Here is a 15,056-nt window from a genome sequence, read left to right as displayed (position 1 = left end):
GGACGGCCGGTGCCGTGTGCTCGGCGGTGCCGTGCTGACTGAGCTCGGCTTCGAGCTACCCGCCAGCGCGCAGAATTTCCCGGATAAAGTCACTGTCAGTGATGAGCTCATCGGGAACGTTGACGCCGATGTGCTGTTGGTGACCCTGAGCCCTGCGGAAGAGAGTGCAGACTGGTTCCTCGACAACCCGCTGTTCCAGGCGGTGCCTGCGGTGAAGGAGGGACGCTGCGCGGTATTGGAACCCGAAGCGGGTTCCACCTTCGCCGCCGTGGCCTGGGCGCTACGCATGCAAAGCCCACTGAGCCTGCCCTGGGTGGCTCAAGAGCTGGAATCGCTGGCCAACGAAGCAATTGGCTGATTCGTCCTGACGCGCGGCCAGTGCGCCTCGGGGCGAGACCGACAGCGGTAGACTGCTCCTCATGCTTTCTTCCCTTCGCCCCGTGGCGCGCGCCGTGCGGCTGAGCGCTGTGGCCCTCGTGGGCGCATGTGTGCTCAGCGGCTGCGTGACCAATGAAGAGCAGGGTCATCCTGAGGGCTGGCAGCCCGTGGAGGTCGAGGAATCGGCCGACGTGGCGGCACTCGTTCCCGAGGATATCGCCGAGCGTGGCTACCTGACCATGGGCACCAACCCGCCCTTTGCGCCCTTCGAGTTCAAGGACTCCCACGGCGAGATCGTCGGCCTGGAAATCGACCTGGCCACGGCGCTCGCCGGGGCGATGGGGCTCGAACTGCGCCCCGTTGAGCAGGATTTCGCGATGATCCTGCCGGCGGTGTCCTCAGGCACCATCGACATCGGTGGTTCCGGTTTCACCGATACTGAGGAGCGCCGCACTAACTTCGACTTCGTGAACTCCCTCTACGCCGGTATTCAGTGGGCCCAGGCCACCGATTCCGAGCACGGAACGATCGATCCCGACGACGCCTGCGGGCTCACCGTGGCAGTCCAGCGAAACACTGTCTCCGAGACCGATGACCTGCGTCCGAAATCCGAGGCGTGCCGGGAAGCCGGCCGCCCCGGGATCGAGATTCTGTCCTACGACACCTCGGATACCGCGGCCACCGCGTTAGTGCTGGGCCGGGCTGATGCCTTCTCCGCCGACTCACCGATCACGGCCTGGGCGGCCGAGCGCGCCGACGGGAAGATCATGGCCACCGGGGAGATGTTCCAGGCGGCGCCCTACGGGTTCGCCGTACCGAAGGATTCCGAGCTCACCGAGGCGCTCGCTGCCGCCATGCAGCATCTCATCGACACCGGCACCTACGCAGAGGTGCTGGGCCAATGGAATATCGATGAGGGCCTGATCGACCAGGCACTCATCAATGAAGAGCCCTACTCATCCGCCGACCGCACCCCTGCAACCAGGGAGAGTTCATCATGACCCCGACCGACACTGCACGCCCGTCTGCTGCGCCCATCCAAGCCAAGCCGCTGCGCCACCCCGGACGGTGGATCGCTGCCGCCGTGGTGTTGGCACTGGCCGCCTGGTTCATCATCGGTGCGCTGAACAACGATAACTACGGCTGGGATGTGTACCGGCAGTACCTGCTGGACACCCGCATCGCCACTGCTGCGCTACACACCCTGGCGCTGACGGTGCTGTCGATGGTGATCGGCGTGGTGCTCGGGGTGGTGCTGGCCGTGATGCGCATGTCACCGAACCCGGTATTGCGCGCTGTCGCCTGGGTGTACCTCTGGGTATTCCGCGGCACTCCCGTCTACGTGCAGCTGGTGTTCTGGGGGCTGATGGGCTCGCTGTACCAATCGCTGAACCTTGGCTTCACCGAAATCGACCTGCAGGCGCTGCTGAGCAATATGTTCTTCCTCGCCGTCATCGGGCTGGCCCTGAACGAGGCCGCGTACATGGCAGAAATCGTGCGCTCCGGTATTCAGGCGGTGCCTACCGGGCAGATGGAAGCCTCCAAAGCGCTCGGCATGAGTTGGTCGCTGACGATGCGCCGCACCGTGCTACCGCAGGCGATGAAGATCATCATCCCGCCCACCGGCAATGAGGTCATCTCGATGCTGAAGACCACCTCGCTCGTCGTCGCCGTGCCTTACTCCTTGGAGCTCTACGGACGCTCCATGGACATCGCCAATGCGCTGTTCGACCCGGTCCCCATGCTGCTGGTGGCTGCCACCTGGTACCTCGCCGTCACCTCGGTGCTCATGATCGGTCAGCACTACCTGGAGAAGCACTACGACCGCGGCGTCACCCGCGAACTCACCGGCCGCCAGCTGGCGGCGCTGGCCGACGCCGAGGGGTCGATCCCGGCGAATATGACCGTGGCGGATAACCAGCCCTACCGAAAGGGGAACTGAGATGACGAACCTGATGGTAGACGCCCGTGACCTGCACAAGAGCTACGGTGCGGTTCCCGTGCTGAAGGGGATTGACCTGCAGATCGCCCCTGGCACCGTGACCTGTCTGATCGGGCCCTCTGGATCTGGCAAGTCCACCCTGCTGCGCTGCGTGAACCACCTGGAGAAGATCACCGCCGGACGGCTCTACGTCGACGGCGATCTGATCGGATACCGGGAGCGCAACGGCGTGTTGTACGAAATTTCCGAGAAGGAAGCCGCCCGGCAGCGCGCGGGGATCGGCATGGTGTTCCAACAGTTCAACCTGTTCCCGCACCGCACGGTGCTGGAGAACATCATCGAGGCCCCGATCCACGTGGCTGGCATCACTCCGCGCGAGGCCAAGGCCCGCGCCCATCGGCTGCTCGAGCAGGTCGGTCTGGCCGACAAAGCCGGCTCTTACCCGAACCAGCTCTCCGGCGGGCAGCAGCAGCGGGTGGCCATCGCCCGGGCCGTGGCGATGGAACCGAAACTGATGCTCTTCGACGAGCCCACGTCCGCTCTGGATCCGGAGCTGGTGGGCGAGGTGCTGCGCGTGATGAAGCAGCTGGCCGAAGATGGGATGACCATGCTGGTGGTCACCCACGAAATGGGCTTCGCACGAGAGGTTGCCGATACGGTGGTGTTCATGGACGGCGGCGTCGTCGTGGAATCCGGTGAACCCACCACGGTGATAGAGAACCCGCAACACCCGCGCACCCAGGAGTTCCTCTCCTCGCTACTGTAGCTGCCACGATAGAGCACCTGAACCATTCTCGAAGGAGCACCCCGTGACGACCGCTCGCATTCGGAAGGCCACCCGCGATGACATTCCTGCCGCGCAAGAACTGAAGCTCGCCTGCTGGCGTGAGGTCTACGCGGACCTACGCGACGAGGAGTTTTTCCGCCGCGCCGAGGCCCGCCTTGATGAGGATATTGCCTGGTGGCAGCGCGGCGTTGACGCCGGTGCTGAGTTCCACGTGGCCGAACTGGAGGGCACCTTCGGCCCCCAGATCATCGGCATCGCTGGTGCCACCCCGACTCTGCCCGAGGACGCCGACGCTGGCGTGGGCATCGAGATGGGGATGCTCTACGTGCTGCGGAAACACGATGCACCCGCGGCGCCCGGGGCTGGGGCTCCGGGGCTGCGCGCGCTGCTCTTGGAAACGGTGTTGCAGGGCCGTGAGGCGCTGGTGTGGGTGATCGAACAGGACCAGTCAACCCTGGACTTCTACCGCGACCATGGTTTCACCCCAGACGGCGCGCGAGAGTCGCTTGACGGCGAGTGGGCAGGGTTGAGCGAGATTCGGCTGGTCCGCCGCCCCTAGTGTCGGCACGGGTTCGCTCCGTAGTCTGAAGGTGACGAAGAATCGACCCACTGAAAGGGGAACCATGCGTGCCCTGCTGATTCCGGAGAAGGGTGCCGCACCCGTGCTCTCCGACGACCTCGACGACCAGACCATCCTCGGCGCGGAGGCCCCCGGTGCCGCCGATACCGATGCGGTGATCGACGTCGACTGGTCCTCCCTGAATTTCAAGGACGGCATGGCGTTGTCCGGCCGTGGCATCGTGCGCAGCTGGCCTCTGGTCCCCGGCATCGACGCGGTGGGTACCGTGCGTGATCCGGGCGCTACCGGGCTTTCCGTCGGCGACACCGTGGTGCTTAACGGTGCCGGTGCCGGCGAGTCCCGTCACGGTGGCTACGCCGAGGCAACCCGGGTGCCCGCGGAAGCAGCCGTGCGGGTGCCGGAGGCGTTCACCGCAAAACACGCCGCGGCGATCGGCACCGCTGGATTCACCGCCATGCTGTGTGTGCTGGCCCTTGAGGACGCCGGGATGGTGCCCGAACACGGTCCGATCCTGGTCACCGGTGCAGCCGGTGGTGTGGGTTCTGTGGCGGTGTCTCTGTTAGCCGGACGCGGATTCCAGGTGACCGCCTCCACTGGACGGGTGGATTCTGAAGGGGAATTCCTGCGCTCCCTCGGCGCCACCGAGATCATCCACCGCGACGAACTCTCGGACACCTCGCCTACCGAGAAACCGTTGCAGTCCCAACGCTGGGCCGGTGCTGTGGATTCCGTGGGCTCGACCACGCTGGGCAATGCCCTGGCCCAGACCCGCTACGGCGGAGCAGTGGCCTGCTGTGGGCTGGCGGCCGGACCGGATTTGCCCACCACGGTGCTGCCGTTCATCCTGCGCGGGGTACGGTTGCTGGGTGCCAACTCGGTGGACGCACCCCTGGCGTTACGCCAGCGGGCCTGGGACCGCCTGGCCGAGGAACTCGACGTCGCCGTACTGGATTCGCTCACGGAGACGATCGGACTGAGCGAGGTTATCGACGCCTCAGAACGCATTCTTGCCGGGGGAGTGCGCGGTCGTACCGTGGTGGACGTGAGTCGCTGAGTCCGCCCCGGGCGCTGGGATAGGGTGGAGCCATGCCAGAATTTGCAGGACGATCGGTCTCAGAGCTATCGACCAGCACCCAGAATTATCTGAAATCCATCTGGACGCTGTGCGAGTGGTCGGATGAGCCGGTCACCCCGTCCCTGATTGCCGGGCGGGCCGGCGTCACCCTGTCTTCGGCGTCGGATGCGATGCGCAAGCTCGCCGAGCAGGGCCTGGTCGAATACGAACGCTACGGGCAGCTGCGTCTGACCCCGGCCGGGGACCTGCTGGCGCTGGCCATGGTGCGGCGCCACCGCCTGATCGAGACGTTCCTCGTGACCGTGCTGGGCTACCAGTGGGATGAGGTGCACGACGAGGCCGAGAGCTTAGAACATGCCGTCTCCGACCTGATGATCGAGCGTATCGACGAGCACTTGGGACATCCCAGCCGCGACCCGCATGGTGATCCGATCCCGGCCGCCGACGGCAGCATTGACCACGTGGTCGCCGAGGTGCTCACCGACCTGCCGTTGGGTCAGCGCGCCCGGATTGAGCGGATCTCAGACGATGACCCGGAGCTGCTGCAGTTTTTCGCCGCCCAGGGAGTCCAGATCGGCGCAGTCGTTGAGGCACGCGAGGCTCAACCGTTCTCCGGGTCCCGCCAGATTCTGCTCGTCGACTCCGGGGTGACCCTCCCATTGGGACAGGCCGCCACCGACTCGGTCTGGACGGTGCCGGTCTAACTCTGGACTGCACCACCCCCGTGGTGAACTGGCTCGGGGGCACTCTCCCTACATGTCGTCGTCCACGTCGAGATCTATTCTGGATGGCAGGTGCTCACTGACCAGCGGTCCTCACTTCTCAAAGAGGCGCTTCAGAACCGCTTCGAGCTCGTCGTCGACATAGCGCTGGTCGCTGAAGGCGATGTCGTTGCAGGCCACGGCCCACTCTCGCAGAACCTCAACCAGCGAGTGAGGGAGGTAAATTTCCGCATTTTCCTCCCGAAGCGGGCCTCAGTGCAGGGTGTACAGTTCGGCGTTGGGCGTGAGGGGGATTCGCGACACATTGGGGCCGAAGCGAAGGCTGTAGGTCATGGGGTGTGGACCTCTGAACGCTGGACTGCCTGATCAGCAGAGTCTCGGATCAGCTGGTGTCCGGCCTGGCGCCGTCGTTGAGCTCCGAGGAGGTGCCTCACAAGTAGCACCGCCGTGAACATGAGCCCCAGAAAGACTGCAATACCGGCACTGGTGGCGGCATTGAGCACGTAGGCGAGCCAGAATCCGAGGAAAGAACCGCCCGCGGCGAAGCTGAGCGTCAAGGCGATCATCGTGGACATCCGGTGCGCCAGCAGCGCGGCGGTAGCCGCGGGCACCACGATCAGGGCGAGCACCAGAATCGCTCCTACCGCGTAGAAGGCAGCGGTCACGGTCAGTGCCACCAGGAACATCAGGGTCGTGTTCAGTGCCACGGTGCGCAGCCCGAGGCTGGCGGCGTAGGACTGGTTGAACGTCGTCAGTTTCAGCGCCGGATAGCACAGCGCGATAAAGGCGACGTTCAGTGCCAGCACGCCCAACATCACATACAGATGCGTGGGCCCAAGCACGGTGCCGCCGATCACCAGCTGATCGAAGGCGGCCAGGTTCAGGTCTCCCACCAACACGGTGTGAGTGTCCAAGTGCAGGTTCGAGAAATGCGTCGAAACCATCAGGATGCCGATCGAGAAGAGCGCAGGGAAGATCAGCCCCTGTGGAGCATCACCGGCCACCAGCCCGGTGCGCTCAAGGAGTTCGGAACCCAGCACCACGATCAACCCCGACAGGGCCGCCGCCAGCAACAACCAGGGCGAGCTCAGGTCCTGGGTGAACCAGTAGCCGACAACGATACCGGGGAACACTGCGTGGCCGATCGCATCCACCAGCATCGAATTCCGCCGCAGCACCACGAAGGCCCCGGGCAACGCACAGGCGAGCGCTGTGCCAACCGCCAACAGGATCACGCCGATCAGGAAGCTCATGCGCGCACCTGCTCACGGTTCTCGGCCAGCAGCTCGGCGCGCAGTCGCCGCCGCGTGCGTACCCGACGCATCGCGGCAGCCACCACACTGCGTTGCGGGGAGCAGACCAGGGAGACGACGAAGACGGCGAACAGCACCAGCACGATCACCGGTCCGGTGGGCACATCGCCGATCGCGATGGAGAGATAAGCACCCAGGCTGGATCCCAGCCCGCCGAAGATCCCGGACAGCACCACCATCGGCCCCAGTTTCCGGGTCCACTGGCGAGCGGCCGCTGGGGGAGTGACCACGAACGCGACCATCAGCACCAGGCCCACCGCCTTGACGCCGATCACGGTGGCCACCACCACGGAGGTGAACATCACCGCGTCGATGACCTTCCCGCGGAATCCGAGCACCTCGGCGTGGTGGGGATCGAAGCTACGTAGCGCGAATTCCTTCCAGCACAGCGCCAGAGTGACCAGCGCGATACCGCCCACCACCCAGGAGGTGGTCAGATCGGCTCGGGTCATGACCGAGGCGTTGCCGAACAGATAGTCCTGGATACCGCCGATACCCTCCAGACCCGAATTGGAGATGACGCGCATCATCAGCATTCCCGCACCGAAGAATAGAGTCAGGGAGATCGCCATCGCGGTGTCCACCCGGATCGGGGAGATCGCAGTGATCAGGTGCGCGAACCCGACGGCGGCCGCACCCACCACCATGGCGCCCATCACCAGTAGCCCCATATTTCGTCCATCGACGCCGAGCACCAACACGGCGGCGAGGAAGGCAACCAGGGTTCCGGGAAACGCCGCGTGCGAGATGACATCCGACATCAGCGACTGTTTGCGCAGGTACGCGAACGCGCCGAGGCATCCGGCGACGACGCCAATGACCGCGGTTCCGAGGAACACCACGCGGTAGGTGTGATCGGACCAGAAATCGAGCACACTCATCCGGTGGCTCCAGGGAGCTGAACGGCAGGGTCATATGTGGCGCGGATCGATTCAGGAGAGAACGCGATATCTACGGGACCGGAGGCCACCACCGAGCGATTCAGCAGGGTGACCTGATCGCAGTATTCCGGCACGGTAGCTAGATCATGGTGGACCATCACCACGGTCTTGCCCTGGTCTCGCAGAGTATGCAGCACATCGACAATGGCCTGCTGGCTGCGCGCATCCACCCCCTGGAACGGCTCGTCCATGAAGAACAAGTCCGGATTCTGGGCCAGCGTCCGGGCCAGGAACACCCGCTGACGCTGTCCGCCGGAGAGCTGGCCGATCTGACGGTCCGCCAGGTTCGTGATCCCGGTCTGCTCCAGGGCGGAGTGCGCCGCCTCGCGCTGGGTGCGTCCGGGGCGGCGGAACCAGCCCAGCTGACCGTAGGTGCCCATCAGCACGACGTCGAACACGGTGGTGGGGAAATCCCAATCCACCGACGTCGACTGCGGCATGTAGCCCACTCGGGAGCGCACCCGGTTCAGGGGTTCGCCGAAAAATCGCACCGAACCGGTCAGCGGCCGGACGAGTCCCAGCATGGCGGAGATCAGGGTGGATTTGCCCGCGCCGTTGGGGCCGACCACTCCCATCACCACGCCGGCGGGAATGTCGAGATCAACGGCCCGCACCACCGCCTCATCGCGGTAGGCGACGCTCAGGTGGCGGGTGCTGCAGGCGATGTCGCCGTTGCTACTGTGCTTAGTCGGCACTGTGCTCGTCTCCCAATGCGTTCACGATGGCCTCGGTGTTGTGACGGAACACCTTCAGATAGGTGTTGACATTGTCCCCCGCGCCGAGGGAATCTGCGAACAGCTCCTCCTCCGAGACGGCCACGTCCCACCCCCGAGACTGCACCGCCTCACGCAGGGAGGTGATGGCCTGCGGGCTGGCCTGGTTGTCGTAGAAGATGACCGGCACCTCGTGCTCGGCGATCAGATCGGCCAGCTCCGAGAGCTCCCCGGCGCTGAGCGCGGCATCGGAGGAGATGAAATCGGTGGCGTGCACCTCGAGGTCGTAGGTGTCGCCGTAGTAGTTGAACGCGTCGTGGCCGGTCACCAGAATCCGCGGCGCCGGGATCGAGGCGGTGGCGTCTGCCGCTTCGTCTGCGGCCGCCTGAATCTCGGAGAGATATCCCTCGGCGCGCTGCTGGTAGTCGTCCGCGCGCTCCGGGTCGTGCTCGCTGAAGGTCTCGGCGATCACTTCCACTGCTTGCGACCACGCTTCGGGGCTGTTCCAGATGTGCGGGTCGCGCATCGGCTCGCCCTCCTCGTCGGCATCCGGCCACGGCAGCAGCAATTCCGCGTCGATCTGCTCGCCGACGGCGACCTGAGCATCACCCAGGCTGCGCAGCTGGCCCTCCATCTGGGCTTCGAGGTGCAGCCCGTTCCAGAGCACCAGATCCGCGTTCTGAAGGGTTTGGATGTCCTGGGTGGAGGGCTGGTAGGTGTGCGGATCGCCGCCGGGGCCGACCATGGTAGTGACTTCGGCGTCCGGGGCGATCACGGATACCGCATCCGCCAGATACCCGGTGGTGGCGTAGACGTTCAGCGCGCCCTTTCCCGCAGCATCGTCTGCGCCTCCAGACCCGCCGGGGGAGGCCTCCGAGGAGCAGGCGGTGAGCACCAGTGCTGCACCCGCACCAAGGGCCAGCAGGCCGCGGAGTCGACGATGTCGATCAGTCAGCCGAGCCGAAAATCGAGAAGAACGGGATGAGTGGGGCGAGTGAGAACGTCCCAAGACATAACGCATGAGATCAGTGTAGGCATAACTTAAGATACGGCAACCCGTATCTTAAGTTGCTGTTGTCATAGTTGCGTTCAGTGCATCACTGTTGTTTCTGCTGCAAAGGCAGTACGCTGTGAAGAGCATCACGAACCGTGAGGAGATCTCTATGAGCACCGTCGACCTTCGTTACCTGGACGCCCACCAGTACGGGCAGTGGTTGCAGCAGCCCGGGGCTACCGTGATCGTGCCGGTGGGAGCTTTCGAGCAGCACGGGCCGCACCTGCCGATGGCTTCCGACGAAATTCTGTCCGGCCACATGGCCCGCGGCGTGGCCGAGCGCACGGGTGCCAAGGTCGCCGCCCCCATAAACTACGGCTACAAGTCCCAGCAGAAATCCGGCGGGGGAGACCATCTGCCCGGCACGATCTCGCTGGATGCCGCCACTCTGATCGGCATCACCCGCAGCATCGTGAGCTCCTATCTGCGCCAGGGGGTCACCCGACTGGTGCTGCTCAATGGGCACTATGAGAATTACCAGTTCCTCTACGAGGGTATTGATCTGGCCCTGCGCGAGGGAGGATTCACGACGTCGAAGGCCGGCGCGCCCGCGGTCCTATTGCTCTCCTATTGGGACTATGTCACCGAGCAGACGCTGGCCGAGGTGTACCCCGACGGTTTCCCGGGCTGGGATATTGAGCACGGCGGGGTGCTGGAGACCGCGCTGATGCTGCACCTGCAGCCCGAACTGGTGGACCTGGAGCGGGCGGTGGATCACCCGGCCGCCGAGCTGCCGCGCTTCGACCGGTTGCCCGTGGTGGCCGAGCGTACCCCCGTTTCCGGGTGTCTCTCCGCGCCCACCGGTGCCACCGCAGACAAGGGTCGACTGCTGTACGAGCAGGTGACGATGTCGATCGCCGCCGATCTGGAAGAAGAGCTCGGTTCTTCCCCAGCGTGAATCGACCTCGCAGATATGGAACAATAGGCGGGTGCCGTCGGAGGCGACGGCACGGTCCGCCCTGGTGTAACGGCAGCACGCCAGCCTTTGGAGCTGTGCAGTATAGGTTCGAATCCTATGGGCGGAACGTCATGCAGTACCGGATCAAGGAAGTGACCGTCTGTGACCGAGTCCGTATACCCCACGGAGACCTCTGCCCCCTCGGCAGTCATCGTTCTGGCCGCTGGCCAGGGCACCCGGATGAAATCCACCACCCCTAAAGTGATGCATCCTATTGGGGGTCGGTCCCTGGTTGGACACGCACTGGCCGCAGCGCAGACCTTGAACCCTCAGCACCTGGTGGCCGTGGTGCGCCACGAGCGCGACCGGGTGGCCGCCCATCTGATCGAACTGGTTCCGGACCTGGTTATTGCCGACCAAGATGACATCCCGGGCACCGGCCGCGCCGTCGAGCAGGGGCTGGATGCGCTTCCCGAGGACCTGGATGGCACCGTCGTCGTCACCTATGGTGATGTTCCGTTGCTCACGTCCGAGACGCTCACCGAGCTGGTCTCCACGCACCAGCGTGACGCCAACGCGGTCACCGTGCTCACCGCCTCGTTGCCCGACCCCACCGGCTACGGTCGCATTGTGCGCGACGACGCTGGGTTGGTGGAACGGATCGTGGAGCATAAGGACGCGCTGAAGATTCAGCAGGATACCGGCGATGCTTCCGTGCTGGCGCTGACCGAGGTGAACTCCGGTATCTATGCGTTTGACGCTCGCGTGCTGCGCCGCACCCTGGCACAGGTGTCCACCGACAACGTTCAGGGCGAGAAGTACCTCACTGACGTGCTCGGCCTGGCCCGCGCCGAAGGCGGCCGGGTTGCGTCCCTGATGACGGCCGACCAGTGGGAGGTTGAGGGCGCGAACGATCGCCGCCAGCTGGCCGAACTGGGTCGCGAACTGAATAACCGCCTCACCGATCACTGGATGCGCGCCGGGGTGACCATCATCGACCCGGCCTCCACCTGGATCGACGTCCAGGTCAGCCTGAGCCCCGACGTCGTGCTCAAGCCCGGCACCCAGCTACACGGTGCCACCACCGTGGGCGTGGGCTCCGTGATCGGCCCTGACACCACCCTCACCGATGTGACCGTCGGTGCCGGCGCCACCGTCAAGCGCACCGACGCCACCGATGCGGTCATTGGTGACGACACCACTGTCGGCCCTTTCACTTATCTGCGCCCGGGCACCGTACTGGGCGAGGAAGGCAAGATCGGCGCGTTCTACGAGACCAAGAAGGTCACCATCGGGCGCGGTTCCAAGCTCTCGCACCTCGGCTACGCCGGCGACGCCGAAATCGGGGAGTACACCAACATTGGCTGCGGCAACATCACCGCTAACTACGATGGCGTGAACAAGCACCGCACCGTGATCGGATCCCATGTGCGCACCGGCTCCAACACGGTGTTCACCGCACCCGTAGAAATCGGCGACGGCGCCTACACCGGCGCTGGAGCCGTGGTCCGCAAGAACGTTCCGGCCGGGGCACTGGCCTTGACCGTTGCCCAGCAGCGCAACATGGAAAACTGGGTGCGCGAAAACCGCCCCGGTACCGCCGCTGCTGAGGCTGCCGGCCCTGCCGCTCCCGCCTCCTGATCTCAACCGCCGCACCGAATCACCGTCACTGAGGAGAACCCGATGAGCGAACTCAGCCATCACGTCAACAAGAAGCTGGTCGTCGCCTCCGGACGTGCGCACCCCGAGTTGGCGGAGGAGATCGCCGAGGCGCTGGGCACCGAGCTACTGCCGCTGAGCGCCTACGACTTCGCCAACGGTGAGATCTACGTGCGCCCCGGGGAATCCGTGCGCGGCAAGGACGTCTTTATCCTGCAGTCGCACCCGGCCCCGCTGAACAACTGGCTGATGGAGCAGTTGCTGCTCATCGACGCCGCCAAGCGTGCCTCCGCTCGCCGGATTACCGTGGTGTCCCCGTTCTACCCTTACGCCCGCCAGGATAAGAAAGGTCGCGGCCGCGAGCCGATCTCTGCCCGCATGGTGGCCGATCTGTACAAGGCCACCGGTGCTGACCGCGTGATGAGCGTGGACCTGCACACCGCCCAGATTCAGGGCTTCTTCGACGGACCGGTGGACCACCTCTTCGCCATTCCGCTGCTGGCCGACTACATCCGCGGTCGGGTGGGCAACTCCGACGTCACCGTGGTCTCCCCGGACACCGGGCGCGTGCGCGTGGCCGAGCAGTGGGCGGACCGTCTCGGTGGCGTGCCACTGGCGTTCGTGCACAAGTCGCGTGACCTGACCGTTCCGAACCAGGCCGAGTCCAAGACCGTCGTCGGTCAGGTCGAAGGCCGCACCTGCGTGCTCATCGACGACATGATCGACACCGGCGGCACGATTGCCGGAGCCGTGCGCGTGCTCAAGGAAGCCGGCGCCAAGGACGTCATCATCGCCGCGACTCACGCGGTGTTCTCCGACCCGGCCGCCCAGCGCCTGGCCGAATGCGGGGCCCGCGAGGTCGTCGTCACCAACACCCTGCCGATCCCGGCCGGCAAGCGTTTCAATAACCTCACCGTACTGTCGATCGCCCCGCTGATCGCCCGTGCCATCAAGGAGGTCTTCGAGGACGGCTCCGTGACGAGTCTCTTCGACGGCAACGCCTGAGCGGAAGTGCTAAAATAGTCGCTGTTGCCCAGGCGAGGGAGCGTCACGCTCCGTGATCGACGAGGCTGCCAGCGAAACGCCTCGCGGATCCTGGCCTGTCCTGACTTTCCTGCCTGGAACCAAAACCACAGGAGGACAACTATGAGCGACCGCATCAAACTGCAGGTGGAGACCCGCGACGACTTCGGTAAGGGTGCATCCCGCCGCGCCCGTCGCGAAGGCAAGATTCCCGCCGTGATCTACGGCCACGGCACCGAGCCGAAGCACATCCTGATGCCCGGCCAGGAAACCTTCCTCGCCGTGCGTAACCCCAACGCCCTGCTGACCCTGGTCAATGGCGGCGAAGAGACGATGGCCCTGCCGAAGGACGTCCAGCGTGATCCGCTGAAGGACACCATCGACCACATCGACCTGCTCATCGTGCGCAAGGGCGAGAAGGTCACCGTCGACGTCTACGTTGAGGTCGAAGGCGAGGTCGCGCCGGGCGCGATTCACAACCTCGAGGAAGTCACCGTGCCGGTCGAAGCCGATGCACTGAAGCTGCCTGAGCGCGTCACCGTCTCCGTCGAGGGTCGCGAACCCGGCGAGCACCTGCACACCACCGACGTCGTTGTCGACGGCGAAGGCGAGGTGCTCCTGGAAGAGGATCACGTCATCGTCACCGTCAACGAGGTTGTCGAGCAGGATCTTGGCGAAGAGACCGAGGACGCCGACGCCGCTGAAGGCGAAGAGGTTGCCGAGGGCAAGGCTGCTGAAGGCGAAGAGTCCGGCGAGTCGGCCGAGTCCGACAGCGAGTGATCTGCGGCTAGCCAACAGTGAACACCACCGCAGAGTCCAACCCCACCACCGGCCCCTGGCTGGTGGTGGGGTTGGGCAACCCCGGTGATCAATACGCGGGAACCCGGCACAATATCGGCCACATGGTGGTTGACGAGCTCGCCTCCCGTCGCGGGGAGCGCTGGAGCCGCCACAAGGCCGGCGCCGCCATCGTCGAAACGCGGCTGCGCCCCGGGACCCCCAAAATCATCCTGGCCAAACCCGCCAGCTACATGAACCTCTCCGGGAAACCGGTCAGCGCGCTGGTGCGCTTCTTCTCCCTGACCCCGGAGCATCTCATCGTCGTCCACGACGAACTCGACATCGACTTCGACACCATCCGCCTGAAACGCGGCGGTGGTGAAGGAGGGCATAACGGGCTGAAATCCATCAGCCAATCCCTGGGTACCCGAGACTATGTGCGTGTGCGCGCCGGCATCGGCCGCCCTCCGGGACGCATGGATGTGGCCGACTATGTATTGCGGCCTTTCGGCACGACCGAGCGCAAGGAACTTCCGCTGCACCTGGACCGCTGCGCTGACGCCGTCGAATCCCTCATCGAAGACGGTATGGCAGCGGCCCAGAACCGCTTCCACTGATCAGCGGGACTGGATCCACGCTTTGACTTCGCGGGCCTGACGATTCACCACGCGGCCTACCTGAGGCTCCGCGAACTGGGCGATCTTTGCCCCCGCGAACGGAATGCCGCAGGTCACCGAACCAGAGACGGTGATGCGGGTGCCTTTCTCCGTGGGCTCCAGCACCTGGGTGACATCCGCGGTGACCTTGCCGGCCGGAACGGTGACGGTCATGCTCGCGGTACGGGCGCCCTCAGCCGACGCCGTCGACCACTGATCCTGTTGCTGCACTGAAATCTGGCCCTTGACGAACCGCTTCGCCATCTCCGGCAGCTTGGCCGCAGGAACGGTGCGGGTCATCGACACGAGGGTGGCGCCGTCGCCGCCCTGGGTGGCCGAAAACTCCGTCAGCTCGCCGCCGAGCGTCTCGGAGACCGAGCGGTTGAACGCCTCGTCGGTGAGGACGGCGAAAACCTCTTCCACGGGGAAGGGTAGCTCGGTGGATTCAGTGAAAGCCATGGCAAGGGCTCCTGTTCTCGCGGGGACGGGTGCGCGCCCCCGCGCCGTGCGGTGGGTTACTCGGAAAGAGTCTACG

General features: G+C 65.1%; 17 protein-coding genes and 1 tRNA gene. 13 read left to right on the top strand and 5 right to left on the bottom strand.

From position 1 onward, the window contains the following. Positions 1 to 31: 31 nt before the first annotated feature. The 7 genes from O1A05_RS14240 (at position 32) to O1A05_RS14210 (ending at position 5,466) form a co-directional block, all read left to right on the top strand. Complete coding sequence (locus O1A05_RS14240) at positions 32 to 358, top strand: ABC transporter substrate-binding protein (RefSeq protein ID WP_270105873.1); 327 nt, start codon at positions 32 to 34, stop codon at positions 356 to 358. Positions 359 to 419: 61 nt separating this feature from the next. Continuing rightward, positions 420 to 1,379, top strand: a complete 960-nt coding sequence (locus O1A05_RS14235; RefSeq protein ID WP_270105872.1) for an ABC transporter substrate-binding protein — start codon at positions 420 to 422, stop codon at positions 1,377 to 1,379. Then, positions 1,376 to 2,320, top strand: a complete 945-nt coding sequence (locus O1A05_RS14230; RefSeq protein WP_270105871.1) for an amino acid ABC transporter permease — start codon at positions 1,376 to 1,378, stop codon at positions 2,318 to 2,320. The genes O1A05_RS14235 and O1A05_RS14230 overlap by 4 nt, the downstream gene beginning before the upstream one ends. Before the next feature lies 1 nt (position 2,321). Then, positions 2,322 to 3,086, top strand: coding sequence for an amino acid ABC transporter ATP-binding protein (locus tag O1A05_RS14225; RefSeq protein WP_270105870.1), 765 nt, complete (start codon positions 2,322 to 2,324; stop codon positions 3,084 to 3,086). Positions 3,087 to 3,129: 43 nt separating this feature from the next. Next, the gene (locus O1A05_RS14220; RefSeq protein ID WP_270105869.1) at positions 3,130 to 3,666 is read left to right on the top strand and encodes a GNAT family N-acetyltransferase; all 537 of its coding nucleotides are present in this window, start codon (positions 3,130 to 3,132) and stop codon (positions 3,664 to 3,666) included. Between the two features lie 64 nt (positions 3,667 to 3,730). Next, positions 3,731 to 4,741 (top strand): MDR family oxidoreductase, encoded by a 1,011-nt coding sequence (locus tag O1A05_RS14215; RefSeq protein ID WP_270105868.1) that lies wholly within the window; start codon positions 3,731 to 3,733, stop codon positions 4,739 to 4,741. A gap of 32 nt (positions 4,742 to 4,773) precedes the next feature. After that, positions 4,774 to 5,466, top strand: coding sequence for a metal-dependent transcriptional regulator (locus O1A05_RS14210; RefSeq protein ID WP_270105867.1), 693 nt, complete (start codon positions 4,774 to 4,776; stop codon positions 5,464 to 5,466). Positions 5,467 to 5,813: 347 nt separating this feature from the next. Here O1A05_RS14210 and O1A05_RS14205 read toward each other — a convergent pair whose 3' ends face one another. From O1A05_RS14205 to O1A05_RS14190, 4 genes are read right to left on the bottom strand one after another with little or no spacing between them, the layout of a single operon-like run. After that, positions 5,814 to 6,737, bottom strand: coding sequence for a metal ABC transporter permease (locus O1A05_RS14205; RefSeq protein ID WP_270105866.1), 924 nt, complete (start codon positions 6,735 to 6,737; stop codon positions 5,814 to 5,816). Next, complete coding sequence (locus tag O1A05_RS14200; protein WP_270105865.1) at positions 6,734 to 7,678, bottom strand: metal ABC transporter permease; 945 nt, start codon at positions 7,676 to 7,678, stop codon at positions 6,734 to 6,736. Before O1A05_RS14200 ends, O1A05_RS14205 begins: the two co-directional genes overlap by 4 nt. Further along, positions 7,675 to 8,433 carry a metal ABC transporter ATP-binding protein gene (locus O1A05_RS14195; protein ID WP_270105864.1) on the bottom strand — a complete coding sequence of 253 codons (759 nt, stop codon included), beginning with the start codon at positions 8,431 to 8,433 and terminating at the stop codon, positions 7,675 to 7,677. Before O1A05_RS14195 ends, O1A05_RS14200 begins: the two co-directional genes overlap by 4 nt. After that, a complete protein-coding gene (locus tag O1A05_RS14190) occupies positions 8,423 to 9,472 on the bottom strand; it encodes a metal ABC transporter solute-binding protein, Zn/Mn family (protein WP_270105863.1) in 1,050 nt (349 codons plus the stop codon). Before O1A05_RS14190 ends, O1A05_RS14195 begins: the two co-directional genes overlap by 11 nt. A 142-nt stretch (positions 9,473 to 9,614) precedes the next feature. On the opposite strand from O1A05_RS14190, the gene O1A05_RS14185 reads away from it, so the two are divergent. From O1A05_RS14185 to pth, 6 genes are all read left to right on the top strand, one after another. Continuing rightward, entirely contained in the window at positions 9,615 to 10,403 is a 789-nt protein-coding gene (locus tag O1A05_RS14185; RefSeq protein WP_270105862.1) for a creatininase, read from the top strand. A 55-nt stretch (positions 10,404 to 10,458) separates the two neighbouring features. Continuing rightward, positions 10,459 to 10,530 (top strand) — tRNA-Gln (locus O1A05_RS14180). Between the two features lie 35 nt (positions 10,531 to 10,565). Next, positions 10,566 to 12,044: a bifunctional UDP-N-acetylglucosamine diphosphorylase/glucosamine-1-phosphate N-acetyltransferase GlmU gene (gene glmU, locus O1A05_RS14175; protein WP_270105861.1), complete on the top strand. Its 1,479-nt coding sequence runs from the start codon at positions 10,566 to 10,568 to the stop codon at positions 12,042 to 12,044. A 42-nt stretch (positions 12,045 to 12,086) separates the two neighbouring features. Beyond that, a complete protein-coding gene (locus tag O1A05_RS14170; protein WP_270105860.1) occupies positions 12,087 to 13,067 on the top strand; it encodes a ribose-phosphate diphosphokinase in 981 nt (326 codons plus the stop codon). Positions 13,068 to 13,208: 141 nt separating this feature from the next. After that, positions 13,209 to 13,865: a 50S ribosomal protein L25/general stress protein Ctc gene (locus tag O1A05_RS14165; protein WP_270105859.1), complete on the top strand. Its 657-nt coding sequence runs from the start codon at positions 13,209 to 13,211 to the stop codon at positions 13,863 to 13,865. Positions 13,866 to 13,882: 17 nt separating this feature from the next. Then, positions 13,883 to 14,482: an aminoacyl-tRNA hydrolase gene (gene pth, locus O1A05_RS14160; protein WP_270105858.1), complete on the top strand. Its 600-nt coding sequence runs from the start codon at positions 13,883 to 13,885 to the stop codon at positions 14,480 to 14,482. Here the strand turns inward: pth and O1A05_RS14155 are convergent, their stop codons facing one another. Continuing rightward, on the bottom strand, positions 14,483 to 14,980 hold the full coding sequence (locus O1A05_RS14155; RefSeq protein WP_270105857.1) for a DUF2505 domain-containing protein: 498 nt from the start codon (positions 14,978 to 14,980) through the stop codon (positions 14,483 to 14,485). It lies immediately after the preceding gene. Positions 14,981 to 15,056 lie beyond the last annotated feature (76 nt).

This window comes from Citricoccus sp. NR2 (genome assembly GCF_027594385.1).
Taxonomy (GTDB): Bacteria; Actinomycetota; Actinomycetes; order Actinomycetales; family Micrococcaceae; genus CmP2.
The sequence above is the reverse complement of the archived record's forward strand: the minus strand, read 5'-3'. Positions and strand labels throughout refer to the sequence as shown.

Coding starts and splice junctions, on each gene's coding strand:
- O1A05_RS14235 (WP_270105872.1), top strand. CDS start 420: ATGCTTTCTTCCCTTCGCCCCGTGGCGCGCGCCGTGCGGCTGAGCGCT.
- O1A05_RS14230 (WP_270105871.1), top strand. CDS start 1,376: ATGACCCCGACCGACACTGCACGCCCGTCTGCTGCGCCCATCCAAGCC.
- O1A05_RS14225 (WP_270105870.1), top strand. CDS start 2,322: ATGACGAACCTGATGGTAGACGCCCGTGACCTGCACAAGAGCTACGGT.
- O1A05_RS14215 (WP_270105868.1), top strand. CDS start 3,731: ATGCGTGCCCTGCTGATTCCGGAGAAGGGTGCCGCACCCGTGCTCTCC.
- O1A05_RS14210 (WP_270105867.1), top strand. CDS start 4,774: ATGCCAGAATTTGCAGGACGATCGGTCTCAGAGCTATCGACCAGCACC.
- O1A05_RS14205 (WP_270105866.1), bottom strand. CDS start 6,737: ATGAGCTTCCTGATCGGCGTGATCCTGTTGGCGGTTGGCACAGCGCTC.
- O1A05_RS14200 (WP_270105865.1), bottom strand. CDS start 7,678: ATGAGTGTGCTCGATTTCTGGTCCGATCACACCTACCGCGTGGTGTTC.
- O1A05_RS14190 (WP_270105863.1), bottom strand. CDS start 9,472: ATGCGTTATGTCTTGGGACGTTCTCACTCGCCCCACTCATCCCGTTCT.
- O1A05_RS14185 (WP_270105862.1), top strand. CDS start 9,615: ATGAGCACCGTCGACCTTCGTTACCTGGACGCCCACCAGTACGGGCAG.
- O1A05_RS14170 (WP_270105860.1), top strand. CDS start 12,087: ATGAGCGAACTCAGCCATCACGTCAACAAGAAGCTGGTCGTCGCCTCC.
- O1A05_RS14165 (WP_270105859.1), top strand. CDS start 13,209: ATGAGCGACCGCATCAAACTGCAGGTGGAGACCCGCGACGACTTCGGT.
- O1A05_RS14155 (WP_270105857.1), bottom strand. CDS start 14,980: ATGGCTTTCACTGAATCCACCGAGCTACCCTTCCCCGTGGAAGAGGTT.